Origin of the sequence: Corynebacterium sp. HMSC059E07 (assembly GCF_001814395.1) — a bacterium.
Lineage (GTDB): Bacteria > Actinomycetota > Actinomycetes > Mycobacteriales > Mycobacteriaceae > Corynebacterium > Corynebacterium hesseae.
On the sequence record NZ_KV816287.1, the window covers coordinates 18523 to 33747 of the forward strand.

The window sequence follows — 15225 nt, forward strand, 5'->3', positions numbered from 1 at the left end:
ACCAAACCCCGCCCCACCGGGCGGGGTTTTCTCATGCGGCCACCCTTCAAACGGCACATTTCGCAGCCACTACACTGTCAGCCATGCACCCAACACGCCGTTTGCGAGGATTCCCTCATCTTTTTCACCGCCTCTCACCTGCCCGAACGTAAAATGTGAGCGAAATCACCCTTGCGCCGCTATACATTCCCATACAAAACTTCTCTACACTGCCAAACATGACTATTTCCTCACATTTGTCGGAGCTTGACTCCCTGAGCGCCGACACCACCGCAGGCAAGATCGCTGAACTGAAGAGGCGTCGCGAAGCAGCGGCGCAGCCCATGGGCGAGAAAGCCCACGAAAAGGTCCACGCCCAAGGCCGCCTCACCGCACGTGAGCGCTTGGACTATCTCCTCGACGAGGGCTCCTTCGTCGAGACCGATATGCTCGCCGTGCACCGCACCACGGACTTCGGCATGGGCAAGAAGCGCCCGCTCACCGATGGCATCGTCACCGGCTGGGGCACCATCGACGGCCGCGAGGTTTGCATTTTCTCCCAGGACGGAACCGTTTTCGGCGGTGCACTCGGTGAGGTCTACGGCGAGAAGATGATCAAGATCATGGAGCTTTCCATCACCACCGGCCGCCCGCTCATCGGCCTATACGAGGGTGCTGGCGCCCGCATCCAGGACGGCGCCGTGTCCCTGGATTGGATTGCTAAGACCTTTTACCAGAACGTCAAGGCCTCCGGCGTCGTCCCGCAGATCTCCGTCATCATGGGCGCGTGCGCCGGCGGCAACGCCTACTCCCCTGCCCTGACTGATTTCGTGGTGATGGTGGACAAGAAGTCCAAGATGTTCGTCACCGGACCAGACGTCATCAAGACCGTCACCGGCGAAGAAGTCAGCCAAGAAGAACTCGGCGGCGCGGGCGTCCACATGCACAAAGCAGGAACCTCGCACTACACCGCCGCCAGCGACGAAGAAGCCCTGGATTGGGTTCACGATTTGCTGACCTACCTTCCCTCCAATAACCGCCAGCTGACCCCGGTTGAGCCCTACGAAGACCTGGGCGAAGAAACCGCCGACGACCTCATGCTGGATGAGATCATCCCGGATTCCCCGAACCAGCCCTATGACGTCAAGGAGGTCATCGAGGCCCTCACCGATGACGGTGACTTCCTGGAGATCCAGGCCGACCGCGCCGATAACGTGGTCACCGCCTTCGGACGCATCGAGGGCCGCACCGTAGGTTTCGTTGCCAACCAACCCCAGGTCTTTGCCGGCTGCCTCGACATCGATTCTTCCGAGAAGGCCGCCCGCTTCGTGCGCACCTGCGATGCCTTCAACATCCCCATCATCATGCTTGTCGACGTCCCCGGCTTCCTCCCCGGCGCCGACCAAGAGCACGACGGCATCCTGCGCCGCGGCGCCAAGCTGCTCTACGCCTATGCCGAAGCCACCGTTCCCAAGATCACCGTCACCCTGCGCAAGGCTTACGGCGGCGCCTATTGCGTAATGGGCTCCAAGGGGCTGGGCGCGGACATCAACCTGGCATGGCCCACCGCCCAGATCGCGGTCATGGGTGCAGCAGGTGCCGTCGGTTTTATCTACCGCAAGGAGATTAAGGCCGCCCATGAGAAGGGCCTCGACGTGACGGAACTGACCAAATCCTTCGAGCGCGAATACGAAGATCACATGCTCAACCCGTATAAGGCAGCAGAGCGCGGGCTTATCGACGCCGTCATTCTCCCCTCCGAAACCCGCAGTGCAATCGCTAAAAACCTGCGCTTCTTCACAGACAAGAATGTCGCGCGCCCATCGCGCAAGCACGGAAACATCCCGCTCTAGGCCGTGCTCGGATCGAGCACAGATTAGTGCAGCAGAAGCACTGTATTACACTAGTGTTCCATGACTGACTTGAAGACGACCGCTGGCAAGATCGAGGACCTGAGCGCCAAGCTCACCGAGTCCCGGGCGCCGCAGGGAGAAGTCCCGGCAGCCCGCAGCGCCATCGAGGCGCTCTTTGACGCCGGCTCCTTCGTGGAGACCGACGCCCTTGCTCGCCACCGCTCCACCGAGTTCGGCCGCGAGCACATCCGCCCCTACACCGATGGTGTCGTCACCGGCTTCGGCACCGTCGATGGCCGCAAGGTCTGCGCCTATGCGCAGGACGCCTCGCTGTTCGACGGCACCATGGGCGAGGTCTATGGCGAAAAGGTCACCAAGCTCTATGACCTGGCCATTAAGACCGGCGTGCCCATCGTCGCGCTCGTTGCCAGCGATAAGCCCCGCGCCCAGGAGGGCATCGTCTCCTCCGCCATGCAGGCCCGCATCCTCGCCCGCGCCACCACCGCCTCCGGCCTCATCCCGCAGATCACGGCGGTTTACGCGGAGTCCAAGGAGGCCTCGCTCGTGGCCGCTCTGTCCGATGTCGTCATCGCCCCCGACGGCGACGTGCAGGCGGACGGGGAGCACGAGGTGAGCGTCGCCAAGCGCGTGCTCTCCTATCTGCCCTCCAATAACCGTGCCGCCGCGCCCCGCACCGAGGCCACCATCGTTGCGGGTTCGGTGGAAGACAACATCAGCGAGGCCGACCACGCGCTCGATACCCTCGTGGGCGATGACGGCGCCGTGGATCTCGCCGACGTGGTCACCGCTACCTGTGAGGATGTTTTCGAGCTCGGCGCCCGGGTGCGCGGGGTCTTCACCGGCTTCGGCCGCGTGGAGGGACGCACGGTGGGCATCATCGCCAACCGCGACTCTCTCGAGGCCGCAGCCGCCGCCAAGGCCGCGCGTTTCATTCGCCTGTGCGATGCCTTCAACACCCCCATCGTCGAGTTCGTCGACTCCCCGGCACTGGATGTGGAGAAGGCAGCACTGGCCAAGCTCGTGCATGCTTATGCTGCGGCAAGCGTGGGCAAGATCAGCGTCATTGTGCGCCGCGCGCACGGCACCGGCTACATCGCTTTCGGCTCCAAGGAGCTCGGTGCGGACCTGTCCTATGCGTGGCCGACGGCCGAGATCGCCGTGGCCGATGCCCCTGAACTGGCCGCTGAGCTGGAGCTGAGTGAGGACGAGGCCGCAGCCTACCTCACCCCGTACCAAGCCGCTGAGCGTGGTCTCGTCGATTCCGTTATTACCCCGGCAGCCACGCGCGGTTTCCTCATTGAGGGACTGCGCCTGCTGGATCGCAAGATTATTCCGACCCTGCCGAAGAAACACGGCAATATCGTTTTGTAGAGGTTTCCCCATGACCGCTTCCCTGTTTACCGTTCTCAACGGCAACCCCACCGACGCTGAGGTGGCGGCCCTGACCACGGTGCTCAGCCAGCTCGACTCCGAGGCGCGTGCCAAGGCCGCCGATACCCGCTCCGAGCGCGACCTGTGGGGCCAGCCGGGCGACGTGTTTAACCCGTCCGCCTTCCGCAACGTCCGCTACTACTAAGCACATGCGCCTGGTTCTGGCTTCTCAGTCCCCGTCCCGCCTGTCCATCCTGCGGGGTGCGGGCGTGGAACCCGTCATTGCCCCGGCCCACGTGGATGAGCGGGCCATCGAGGAGCGCCTGGCGGGTGCTGAGCCCGCCGAGATCGTCTGCGCACTCGCCACGGCCAAGGCAGAGGCCATTGCCCCGGACTATCCCGAGGACGTCGTGGTGGGCGGGGATTCCATGCTGCTTCTCGACGGCTCCCTCCAAGGCAAACCCCACACCCCCGAGGCCACCGTGGAGCGCTGGCACGCGCAGGCCGGCCGCGCCGCGGAGCTCATCACCGGCCACTGCGTGCTGCGCGGCGAGGAGCGCTTCGTGGAGGCCTCGCGCACGACGGTGCACTTTGCGGAAGCTACTGCCGCCGATATCGAGGCCTATGCTCGCACCGGCGAGCCGCTGGAATGCGCCGGCGCCTTTACCCTGGAGGCCCTCGGCGGTTGGTTCATCGACCGCATTGAGGGCGATCCTTCCTCCGTCATCGGCCTTTCGCTGCCGGTGCTGCGCCGCGCTCTGTATTCCTTTGGACTCAACGTTTCCGACTTCTGGGCCCAGCCCTAATTCGGGGCGAGCCCTTCTAGTTGCGGGTGAATCCATCCAGCTGCGGGCGAACCTTTCTAGGTTCGCCCCCTCGCTGCCACATGGCTAGAGTGGGACGGCATGGAAATGAAAGATATGCTCGCTCCCCCGCCCATCAAGCTGCCGGCCGATCCGGGTGCTGACAGCACCTCCGATCTCACCGCAGGAATTGTCGCCCACCCGGATTCCCCGCTGCTGTGGGCACTGCTGGCGGAGCAGGAACTAGACAAGCACAAGGGCGCTGAACCCACCGCTTTCATCACCGCCTACGCTTATGCGCGTACCGGCTACCACCGCAGCCTCGACCGCCTGCGCGGCAATGGATGGAAGGGCTGGGGCCCTGTCCCCTTCTCCCATGAGCCTAACCAAGGCGTGCTGCGCGCGATTGCCGCACTGGGCCATGCTGCAAAGGCCATCGGTGAGGACGCGGAGTATGACCGCATCCGTCAAATGCTTTCCGACGCCGACCCCGAGTCCGTCGCCACGCTGCTGGACTAAGCAGCCAGTAGCGCCGTTGCGCGCTATCCCGCCTACCCCGGTCCGCCACATGGTTCTAGTCAACTGGTTCTACTCAAAAGGTTTAGCTGGGGGCAGGTGAACCATCTAGGTGCCCACAGATGGTTTGTTTAGGGGCACACGAACCTTCTGACCCGAACCATATGACTGGAACCATCCGTGGCGGCTAACGGGCCTCTCCGACGGGCATAGGGCTTTAAATACAAAAATCCCGCGGACCTCAAATAATGAGGCCGGCGGGATTAGTCTGTCTGCCCTAAAGCAGCGCAGGGATTGGTATGCGATTAAGCCTTGTCGCCGTCTGCCTTAGCAACAAGATCACCGGTGTTCTGCGCGGTGCGGATGTTTGCCACGAAGAACTCCAAGATCAAGCGGAACTGGATGACATAGAAAAAGAACGCGATTCCGCCAAAAATGACAGCGCCCAGGAACGCCAAGATTCCGCTGACAAAGCTGTCAGCAAAAGCCACGAAAGAGAAGAGGATCAATCCTGCCCAGGAGAGTCCTGCCAAAATGACGAGCAGAATGTAGATGAAGGAGGAGAACTTCAGGGTGACAAAGCTGCTGAAGGAGAAGTCAAACAGCGCCTTGAAGAAGCCCGTGCTCTTAGAAGAACCACCGTTCTGTGCGGCCTGCTGCGGGTACTGATTGTTCTGTGGAGAGGCAGCAAAGGGCGAGTTCTGCTGACCGAAGCCCTGCTGTTCCTGCGTACCAAAGCCCTGCTGGCTTTGGGAGCCGAACCCTTGCTGCTCCTGTCCACCAAAGCCCTGGTTCTGCTGCTGGTAGCTACCAAAACCGGACGTGGAGTTGGAGTGAGAAGCCTGGGCGCCGAAGCCATCACCAGACTGCTGCCCAAAACCCTGGCTCTGGTTGGATTCTGCCTGCGCACTGCCGCCAAAGCCTTCGCTGCCAAAGCCGCTGTTGCCGTAACCGTGGTTGCCGTAGCCCTGATTCGAGTTCGTCGCCTCAGCGGAGTGCTCGGCGCCAGCACTGCTATCGGAGTTGTAGGAAGCGTAGGAGGCGCCAAAAGAGTCATGGTTAGCGCGGGTGTCATGGCTTTCAGACTTGTTGTCAGATGACTCCGTGTTGGCAGAACCAGAGGCGGACTCAGACGCAGCAAAGCTGGAGCCAAAAGTGCTGTCCTTGGCCTCACCTTCAGACTCCGGCTGCGAATTCTGGGAAGACGCACTTCCGAACGAGGAGGTCTCAGCGGAGCTCTCGGAGTAATCGCCGTAGCCGGCCTGGCCGCCCCAGCCGAAGTTGGAGTTCTGTCCCTGGCTGTTCCACCCAGAAGCAGAATTATCGCTGCCGGACTGAGAGCTACCGTAGCCGCCAAAGCTACCGAAGCTGTTGTTCCCAGCGTTGTCGCCGTGGGAACCGTGAGCGTTGTAGTCGCCAGCGTTGTTATCGTTCTTGTCGCCGTTCTCACCAAACTGGTTGGGGTTCGTCATAGTTTTTAGACCTTTCGGAGAATCATTGATTTTCGCAGTGCGCTACAGCACGATACTGTCATAAATTTTTTACCCCACCGAACGTACCTGAGATCTTGCTCACCGGCAGCGCGAGTTAGGCAAATGCACCCCAGAAAACGACAGTTTCCCCCGCCACGGCAGGGGAAACTCAACAGGATTAGTGCGAAATAAATCGCTTAAGCGTGCTTGGCCTCCACGCGCTTGATGGCCTCAGCAGCCACCTTCTCCTGAATGCCCATGTCCAGCTCAGAGGTGAAGCCCACGCAGGAGCAGTTGATCTCACCAAGGACGTAAGTATCTTCGCCGTTTTCGCCGTCAGCCAGCATGAAGTCCGCGGTCCAGATCAGCGGGATGTTGTCACCGCCGAGCTTCTCTGCGATGACCGGGCGAACGTCAGCGAACATATCGACGAGCTCCTGCCACTCCTCCGGCTTTTGGTAGGTGTACTTGGCGCCGGAGAACAGGGTGGCGGAGAAGGCATCGCCGCCCTCGGCCGGCTTCTTGTGCACCACGAAGACCGGGTCCGGGCCCACGAGAAGAATACGAATCTCACCCTCAACGATGCGCGGCATGAAGCGCATGTCCACGAGCATGCCGTTGTCACCCACGATGTACTGATCGCAGAAGTCCATGAACTCGCCCAGCTCGCGCTCCTCGGAGTGGTTGTCCACAGCCTCGGTGCACTTGATCTTGGTGTCGAGCGACAGAGCCGTGCCCGGCTCGACGGACTCGGCCAGCTTCTCGTCGGCAAGGCGCACGCGCCAGATGCCGGAGCCGGTGGAGCCACGGTTCTGCTTAAGCACGCGCTCGCCGTAGGACAGGGAGGTCGGGAAGGTGTTGTGGAAGGACTCGACGTCGTAGTAGGCGGCGGTATCGGACGGGACCAGGTCGGTGTCGTTGAGCTTGACCAGGGCATCCTTAGCGCCGTAGGCCATCATCTCGTACGGGGTGGACATGCCGACCAAACCAGCGTCGGACAGCTTGGAGAGCAGGTCAAAGTAGCCCTTTTCACCGCCCGGGATGTTGCCCGGGTTCACGCGGGAGATGTAGGCATCAAAATTCTCGGATACATACTCGAAGAGCTTCTCGGACCACTCAGGGCGGTAGAACACGACCTCTGCATGCCAGCCTGCATCCTTGATGCAGTCGACGATTGGCATGGTGTCCTTACGGTGTCCGTTGATCTGCTTGTCTGATCCGCCCTCAACCTCGAAGACGACGATTGCCTTGTGCACAGTAATTCCCTTTCGCTAGGGGGTTGATGAGTGTCACTACTTAAAATAACCCAGGTTTGGCCCGCGCGCTCCCCTACAAAATCGGCCCAACAGAAGGTTAAAAAGCGAGCTTAGCGCACTTTTCAGCCCCTGACCTGCATACTTGTTATAACCAGTAAGTGCGAAGCGGCACAACCCGCCCAAGAAATGTATCCAACACCACAAAAGGCTCTCCCCCGTGACCACTTTTCGGCCAAGCACGCTAGAGTTGAAGCGAACGTTCCCCCTTAACGAGAAAGGCAGGTGGACCGTGGCCGAATTCGACCCGAATCCCCCTTTCCAGGAATACGCGCACCCCGAGCGTCTCGTGTCCGCACCGTGGCTATCCGCGCGACTGGGCATTAACGGCCTCCACGTGATCGAGGTCGATGAGGATTCACTCCTCTACGATATCGGCCACATCCCCACCGCTATCCGTATCAACGTCCAGACGGAACTGCTCGATAGCACAACGAGGGACATCATCAGCGCCGAAGACTTCACCGCCCTCCTTCGCTCGAAGGGCGTCGAGCGCGATGACACCGTCATCCTGTACGGAGACAAGTCCAACTGGTGGGCCGCGTTCGCCCTGTGGATCTTTGAACTGTACGGCCACGAAGACGTGCGGCTTCTCGACGGCGGCAGGGACGCCTGGATGTCCGAAGAACGCGATACTTCCTTCATGGTTCCCGAACCATCCGTTTCCTCTTATCCGGAGGTTTCCCGCGAAGAATCCTCTCGCATCTTCGTCGATGAGCTGCGCGGATCCACCGCCACCGTTGTCGACACCCGCAGCCCAGACGAGTTCTGCGGCGAAGCCGCCTTCAAGAACGGAACCGGCGAGTCTGCCTACGGCACCACCTTGACGCACGGCCATATTCCCGGGGCCATCAACTTGGAATGGGATCGCGCGGTCTACCCCAACGGCTGCTTCCGTACACTCAGCGAGCTCAAGGTCAACTATGGTGAGCTAGAGCCCGCAACGGAAACCGTCCTTTACTCGCATGTCGGCGCTCAGGCCGCGCACACCTGGTTTGTGCTGAAGTACCTGCTCGGCTTCGACACCCCGCGCGTCTACGATGGCTCGTGGGCAGAGTGGGGCAACATGGTTCGCATGCCCGTTGAGCGCTAGCAACACGCCGAAATAAGCCCGCATCCTCGCTGGTGCGGGTTTATTTTTTGACACGAAACCAAGACGTGACGGTATCCTCATGTTTTGGTGTGCAAGAATAGTACGCAGTCCTATCAGAAAAATTGGAGGAGGGTTCCTGCCGTGGCAGTTGAAACCAAGAACATCACCAAGGTCCTCGTGGCCAACCGCGGTGAGATTGCGGTCCGCGTCATCCGTGCGGCTCGCGATGCCGGCATCGCATCCGTAGCGGTTTATGCCGAGCCCGATGCTGACGCCCCATTCGTCACGCTTGCCGACGAAGCCTTCGCACTCGGCGGCCAAAACTCCGCTGAGTCTTACCTCGATATCAACAAGATTCTCGACGCCGCCTCCAAATCCGGCGCCGACGCTATCCACCCCGGCTATGGCTTCCTCTCCGAGAACGCCGACTTTGCCCAGGCCGTCATCGACGCCGGCCTGATCTGGATCGGCCCCTCGCCGCAATCGATTGCGGACTTGGGTGACAAGGTCACCGCCCGCCACATTGCCGAGCGTGCCGACGCGCCCATGGCACCGGGTACCAAGGATCCCGTCGCCAGCGCCGAAGAGGTCGAGGCCTTCGCCGACGAGCACGGCCTGCCCGTTGCCATCAAGGCTGCCTTCGGCGGCGGTGGCCGCGGCATGAAGGTCGCTCACACCCGCGAGGAGATCAAGGACCTCTACGAGTCCGCCACCCGCGAGGCCACCGCAGCCTTCGGCCGCGGCGAGTGCTTCGTTGAGCGCTACCTGGATAAGGCCCGCCACGTCGAGGCGCAGGTCCTGGCTGACCAGCACGGCAACGTCGTCGTCATGGGCACCCGCGACTGCTCCCTACAGCGCCGCTTCCAGAAGCTCGTCGAAGAGGCCCCTGCCCCCTTCCTCACCGATGAGCAGCGCGCCTCCATCCATGAATCCGCCAAGCGCATCTGCCGCGAGGCCGGATACTACGGCGCTGGTACGGTGGAGTACCTCGTAGGTGCGGATGGACTCATCTCCTTCCTCGAGGTCAACACGCGCCTCCAGGTGGAGCACCCCGTTACCGAAGAAACCACCGGCTACGACCTCGTTCGCGAGCAGTTCCGCATCGCCGAGGGCCGCGAGCTTTCCATCGCCGAGGACCCGACCCCGCACGGCCACGCCTTCGAGTTCCGCATCAACGGCGAGGACGCCGCTGCGGGCTTCATGCCGGCTCCTGGAACCATCGTCTCCTACTCCGAGCCTTCCGGCCCGGGCGTGCGTATGGATTCCGGCGTGCGCGAAGGTTCCGTCATCGGCGGACAGTTCGATTCCATGCTGGCCAAGCTCATCGTCTGGGGCCCGGACCGCGAGACCGCCATCGCGCGCGCACGCCGCGCGCTGTCCGAGTACCGCATCGAAGGCCTGCCCACGGTTATCCCCTTCCACCAGGCAATCCTCACCGATCCTGCCTTCACCGCCGAGGACGGCAACTTCACGGTCTACACCAAGTGGATCGAGGAAGAGTGGGTCAACGAGCTGCCCGAATACACCGACACCGCCGAAGCACCTGAGGATGAGGACCAGGAAGCACCCCAGAAGTTCGTCGTCGAGGTTGGCGGCCGCCGCATCGAGGTTGCCCTGCCGGGCAACTTGCTCTTGGGTGGCGGCAACAAGCGCAAGAAGTCGAAGAAGCGCCGCGGTAAAGGCGCAGCAGCCAACGTGTCCGGTGACGCCGTGACCGCACCGATGCAGGGCAGCGCCATCAAGGTCGCCGTCGAAGAAGGCCAGGAAGTCGAAGAGGGCGAGGTCGTCGTCGTCCTTGAAGCCATGAAAATGGAGAACCCCGTCAAGGCCCACAAGTCCGGCACCGTGACCGACCTCAAGGTGTCCACCGGCACGCAGATCAACAAGGGCGAGCCGATTCTGGAGATCAAGTAATTTGCCGATGCTTCCTTACGGCCAGGGAGCACTGCAATAACCTTGCTTCAGTCAGCAACGTTACATACTCTTTGTACGTGATACCCCGGTGGAGCTCTGCTCCGGGTCACTGACTCGCTGAGTACAACTTACCGGGGTGCTGACTTGTCGCTCTGAGGGGATGCAACAGTGGCGCATCAGGATAGCGCCACCAACTCCACTCGAACCACTCAGTGAGTAGCTAGATTCAGAGATCAAGTAGCCTCGAAAGGCATGAGCGTTAACGATTCTGAGTTCGGTGTACGGTTGGCCAAGGAGCACGACCGTACCTACCTCTCCCGTCTCCTTTTCCTCGCCGATGTCCTCGGTGACGAGGACGCCCATATCGGGGATTTCCACACGCCTGACGTGGGGCTGTACATCGACGAATGGTCGCCCCATGTCGACGGCGGCGTCATCGCAGTCTCCAGCCATCGCGTCCCCGTCGGTGGTGCGTGGCTGCGCTACTACACCACTGAAGCGAAGGGTGCCGCCTACACCGGCAACCCCGAGGCCGATCCTTTTGATGAGTCTCAGTGGGCCACCGACCTAGATCCGGAGGAAATCCCCGAGCTCTTCATTGCTGTGGAGTCTCGCTACAGGGGCCTAGGCGCTGGGCGACGCCTCCTGCGCAACGCCTGCGACCTCGCCGAGGCGCAGCAGGCTCCCGCCGTATCGCTGTGGATTGAGCCGGAGAACACTGGCGCCCGCAAGCTGTATGAATCCGAAGGCTTCGTCGACATCGACGTGCCCGGCCGCCCGGATGCTCACGTGATGCTCAAGCGCTTCTAGTACGCAAACCGACAAAAGGTGTCGACTATACTCGACACTTCCTCGGTTTCTTGTAAAAGTGTCGACTATACTCGACGCCTTCGGCGGCGCGCCGACGACAGCGCCAAGAGCGACGTTGCTCACCCACCCATGACCCAAGTCGGGTGACAACGACCGTTTCCGTAGAACGCTGCACGTATCTTCGCGAAACGGATTACCTTCTTCGCACCCCTCGCAACGCACAGCATCTGCATGCCTCCATCGACATGCTGGAGACATCTGCCAAAAGGCGTCTGGTAAAAGGCATCTGCCAAAAGGCGTTTTCACGGCTAAAAACGCCTTTTACTCATTGCAGATGGCGTTCTTGGACCCAAAGATGCCTTCTGCCAGATGCCTTTTACGAGGCACGCCCTCCTGACTTAGGCCAATGCAGTGCGGAAAAATCCCACCCCACCGCTGAAAACCACCGGTGAGCAGCGCCAAGAATGACGCTGCTCACCCATCCATGACCTAAGTCGACTTTTAGTTGATAACGGCGATGAGGTCGCCGCCCTCCACCTTGGTGGCGGCGCCAATGGCGACGCGCTCGATGGTGCCATCCTTGGTGGCGGAAATAGAGGCTTCCATCTTCATGGCCTCGATGACGGCGATCTGGTCGCCGGCCTTGACCTCGTCGCCAGGCTTGGCGGTCGGGTTCACCACGCCGGCGAACGGTGCGGCCACGTGGCCCTCGTTGGACGGATCGGCCTTCTCCACGGTGGCGACGGTGGACTCGACGTTGTTGTCGCGCACCTTGAGCGGGCGGATCTGGCCGTTGACGTTGAGCACGACGTTGCGGATGCCCTTCTCGTCCGGCTCACCCATCGCGTCAAGACGCACGGTGATGGGCTTAAGATCCGCGCGGTCGTTGGAGCCCTCCGGGAAGTGGTGAACAATGTAGTCCTTACCTTCTTCCAGACCGTAGAAGAAGACCGTGTCCGTCAGCGCCTCGGTGTTGCCGTAGGTGCGGCGGAACTCGTTGAACTCCTCGAACTGCTTCGGGAAGAGCAGGCGGTTGAGGGAAGCGCGGCGCTCGGTGGAATCATCCGAAGCCAGGTGCTTCTTCTCATCCTCCGGCACGGGCTTGACGGTGACGTCGCCAGGCGCGCGGCCCTCCAGGACCTTATCGCGCAGCGGCGGCCAACCACCCGGAGGCGTACCGAGCTCACCGCGCAGGAAGGCGATGACGGAATCCGGGATGTCGTACTTGGTCGGGTCGGCCTCAAAGTCAACCGGGTCTACGCCAGCGCCCACAAGGTGCAGGGCGAGGTCACCGACCACCTTGGAGGACGGGGTCACCTTGGTCGGGCGGCCGAGCATCTCATTCACCGCAGCGTAGGTGTCCTCGATGATCTCGAAGCGATCCTCCAAGCCCAGAGCGGTAGCCTGCGCGCGAAGGTTGGACAGCTGGCCACCTGGAATCTCGTGGCGGTAGACGCGGCCGGTCGGTCCAGGAATACCCTTCTCGAAGGGCTGGTAGAGCTGGCGGACGGCCTCCCAGTACGGCTCAAGGTCGGAGACGGCCTTGAGGGAGATGCCGGTATCACGAGAGGAGTTCGAGAATGCCGCGATGATGGCGGACAGCGAAGGCTGGGAGGTAGTGCCCGCCAGCGGCGCGGAAGCACCGTCGACGATGTCGGCACCAGAAAGCGCTGCCGCGTAGTAGGTGGCCAACTGACCGCCAGCGGTGTCGTGCGTGTGCACGTGAACCGGCAGGTCGAACTCCTTGCGCAGAGCCATAACCAGCTTCGATGCGGACTCCGGACGCAACAGGCCCGCCATGTCCTTGATGGCCAGGACGTGAGCGCCGGTGTTCACGATCTCCTCGGCCAGCTTGAGGTAGTAGTCCAGCGTGTAGAGCTTCTCATCCGGGGAGCACATGTCGCCCGAGTAGGCCATAGCGACCTCGGCCACGGTGGTGTTGGTCTCCAGGACGGCGTCGATTGCCGGGCGCATCTGGGTGACGTCGTTCAGCGCATCGAAGATGCGGAAGACGTCCACACCAGACTTGGCGGCCTCCTGCACGAAACCGGTGCACACATCGTTGGAGTACGGCGAGTAGCCCACGGTGTTGCGGCCGCGCAGCAGCATCTGGATGTTCTGGTTCGGCATGGCCTCACGCAGCAGATCCAGGCGCACCCACGGGTCTTCCTTGAGGAAGCGCATGGCGACGTCGTAGGTCGCACCGCCCCATGCCTCCACCGAGTACAGCTCCGGGGTCATGCGGGCGACGGCTTCAGCGGCGGTGACCAACGCGGTACCGCGCACGCGGGTGGCCAGCAGGGACTGGTGGGCGTCACGGAAGGTGGTATCAGTGACGGCCAGAGCGTCCTGCTTGCGGATCTTCTCCGCCCACTTCTTCGGGCCCAGCTCCAACAGTTCATCGCGGGAACCGCGGGGCAGCTCAGAGTTAAAGTCCAGGTCCGGCAGCTTGTCGAAGGGGCGCAGGGTGGTCGGGCGCTCGCCGTTCGGCTTGTTGACGGTCACATCAGCGATGTAGTCGATGATACGGCCAGACTCATCCACGGCCGGCGGAGCCTTGAGCAGGTCCGGGTGCTCCGGAATGAAGCTGGTGTCCACGCGGGTGTTGACGAAGTCCGGCTCGCGCAGCAGGGCGCGCAGGAAGCCGATGTTGGTGGCCACGCCGGCCACGGTGAACTCGTTGAGCGCGCGCTGTGCACGTGCCACGGCCTGCTCAAAGTTGACTCCACGGCAGGTCATCTTCACCAGCAGGGAGTCGAAGTTCGGGGAGACCTCAGCGCCGACGGCCGTTGCGCCGTCGAGACGCACGCCTGCGCCGCCCGGCGAGCGGTACTGGGTCAGCGTGCCGGTATCCGGGCGGAAGCCATTGGAGGGATCCTCGGTGGTGATGCGGCACTGGAGCGCCGCGCCGGTGATGTGGATGTCCTCCTGCTTCAGGCCCAACTCCTCGAGGGAGAAGCCCGCCGCAATCTGCATCTGGGACTTCACGATGTCCACGCCCGTGACCTCCTCGGTCACGGTGTGCTCGACCTGCACGCGGGGGTTCATCTCGATGAAGACGTGGTTGCCCTTCTCATCGACGAGGAACTCGACGGTGCCGGCGCCTTCGTAGTTGATGTGCTTGCAGAACTTCACGGCGTCCGCACAGATGCGGTCACGCAGCTCTGGGTCCAGCGTGGGTGCCGGGGCGATCTCGACGACCTTCTGGTGACGGCGCTGCACGGAGCAGTCACGCTCAAACAGGTGCAAGACGTTGCCGTGGGAGTCAGCCAGAATCTGCACCTCGATGTGCTGCGGACGAATCACCGCGGTCTCGAGGTAAACGTTGCCATCGCCGAAGGCTGCCTCAGCCTCGCGGGAGGCCTCAGCACACTTGGTCTTCAGCTCCGCCTCGTTCTCGATGAAGCGCATACCGCGGCCGCCACCGCCGGCCACTGCCTTCACGAAGACGGGGAAGTTAAAGTCCTTGGCGTATTCCGCCAGCTTGTCGACGTCCGTCGAGGGCTTCGAGTCCTTCAGAGTCGGCAGCCCCGCCTCCTGGGCAGCGGCAACCGCGGCGGCCTTGTCACCGGTCAGGTCCAAGGTCTCCGGGGTGGGACCGATGAACTTAATACCGTTGTCACGGCAGGCACGCGCCAAATCGGCACGCTCCGATAGGAAGCCGTAACCAGGGTAAATGGCATCCGCGCCGGACTTCTTGGCGGCGCGAATGACCTCATCGATGTCGAGGTATGCCTTGACCGGCTGGCCCTCGGTACCGATGCGCACTGCCTCATTGGCAAAGGCGCGATGGAAGGAGTTGCGGTCTTCCTTTGGATAAATTGCAACGGTCTTGGAGCCGACCTCAAAGGCAGCGCGGAAGGCGCGCACGGCAATCTCACCGCGGTTGGCCACCAAGATCTTAGAGAAGGACTTGTGGGCGGTATCAGACACTGGGAGTGATCCTTTCAGATAAGCACAATACGAACTTAAGGATAGTGTCCGAGGCGACAACGCGCGCGGAAATCGACATATCGGTCAACAGATTTCGAATAGGTTCTCGCCAGACTCCTAGGCACACCCCTAGAAGACTCACCCCTT

General features: G+C 61.9%; 11 protein-coding genes. 8 read left to right on the forward strand and 3 right to left on the reverse strand.

Annotation, left to right across the window (positions count from 1 at the left end):
• Window positions 1–218 precede the first annotated feature (218 nt).
• From HMPREF2967_RS03915 to HMPREF2967_RS03935, 5 genes are all read left to right on the forward strand, one after another.
• Window positions 219–1832, forward strand: a complete 1614-nt coding sequence (locus HMPREF2967_RS03915) for an acyl-CoA carboxylase subunit beta (RefSeq protein WP_070685103.1) — start codon at window positions 219–221, stop codon at window positions 1830–1832.
• A 60-nt stretch (window positions 1833–1892) separates the two neighbouring features.
• Entirely contained in the window at window positions 1893–3224 is a 1332-nt protein-coding gene (locus HMPREF2967_RS03920) for a carboxyl transferase domain-containing protein (RefSeq protein WP_070685105.1), read from the forward strand.
• 10 nt (window positions 3225–3234) lie between these two features.
• Window positions 3235–3429: an acyl-CoA carboxylase subunit epsilon gene (locus tag HMPREF2967_RS03925; RefSeq protein WP_070528100.1), complete on the forward strand. Its 195-nt coding sequence runs from the start codon at window positions 3235–3237 to the stop codon at window positions 3427–3429.
• Window positions 3430–3433: 4 nt separating this feature from the next.
• Window positions 3434–4030 (forward strand): Maf family protein, encoded by a 597-nt coding sequence (locus HMPREF2967_RS03930; protein WP_070564901.1) that lies wholly within the window; start codon window positions 3434–3436, stop codon window positions 4028–4030.
• A 99-nt stretch (window positions 4031–4129) separates the two neighbouring features.
• Window positions 4130–4546, forward strand: a complete 417-nt coding sequence (locus HMPREF2967_RS03935) for a DUF3151 domain-containing protein (protein ID WP_012714873.1) — start codon at window positions 4130–4132, stop codon at window positions 4544–4546.
• 302 nt (window positions 4547–4848) lie between these two features.
• On the opposite strand, the gene HMPREF2967_RS03940 is transcribed toward HMPREF2967_RS03935, so the two are convergent.
• On the reverse strand, window positions 4849–6015 hold the full coding sequence (locus HMPREF2967_RS03940; protein ID WP_070564904.1) for a DUF4282 domain-containing protein: 1167 nt from the start codon (window positions 6013–6015) through the stop codon (window positions 4849–4851).
• A gap of 197 nt (window positions 6016–6212) precedes the next feature.
• A complete protein-coding gene (locus HMPREF2967_RS03945) occupies window positions 6213–7271 on the reverse strand; it encodes a Cj0069 family protein (protein WP_070564907.1) in 1059 nt (352 codons plus the stop codon).
• A 289-nt stretch (window positions 7272–7560) separates the two neighbouring features.
• On the opposite strand from HMPREF2967_RS03945, the gene HMPREF2967_RS03950 reads away from it, so the two are divergent.
• The 3 genes from HMPREF2967_RS03950 (at window position 7561) to HMPREF2967_RS03960 (ending at window position 11145) form a co-directional block, all read left to right on the forward strand.
• Window positions 7561–8421, forward strand: a complete 861-nt coding sequence (locus HMPREF2967_RS03950; RefSeq protein ID WP_070564911.1) for a sulfurtransferase — start codon at window positions 7561–7563, stop codon at window positions 8419–8421.
• A gap of 141 nt (window positions 8422–8562) precedes the next feature.
• Entirely contained in the window at window positions 8563–10335 is a 1773-nt protein-coding gene (locus tag HMPREF2967_RS03955; RefSeq protein ID WP_070597161.1) for an ATP-binding protein, read from the forward strand.
• 252 nt (window positions 10336–10587) lie between these two features.
• Window positions 10588–11145, forward strand: coding sequence for a GNAT family N-acetyltransferase (locus tag HMPREF2967_RS03960; RefSeq protein WP_070531085.1), 558 nt, complete (start codon window positions 10588–10590; stop codon window positions 11143–11145).
• Window positions 11146–11646: 501 nt separating this feature from the next.
• Here HMPREF2967_RS03960 and HMPREF2967_RS03965 read toward each other — a convergent pair.
• Window positions 11647–15078 carry a pyruvate carboxylase gene (locus HMPREF2967_RS03965; protein WP_070597160.1) on the reverse strand — a complete coding sequence of 1144 codons (3432 nt, stop codon included), beginning with the start codon at window positions 15076–15078 and terminating at the stop codon, window positions 11647–11649.
• Window positions 15079–15225 lie beyond the last annotated feature (147 nt).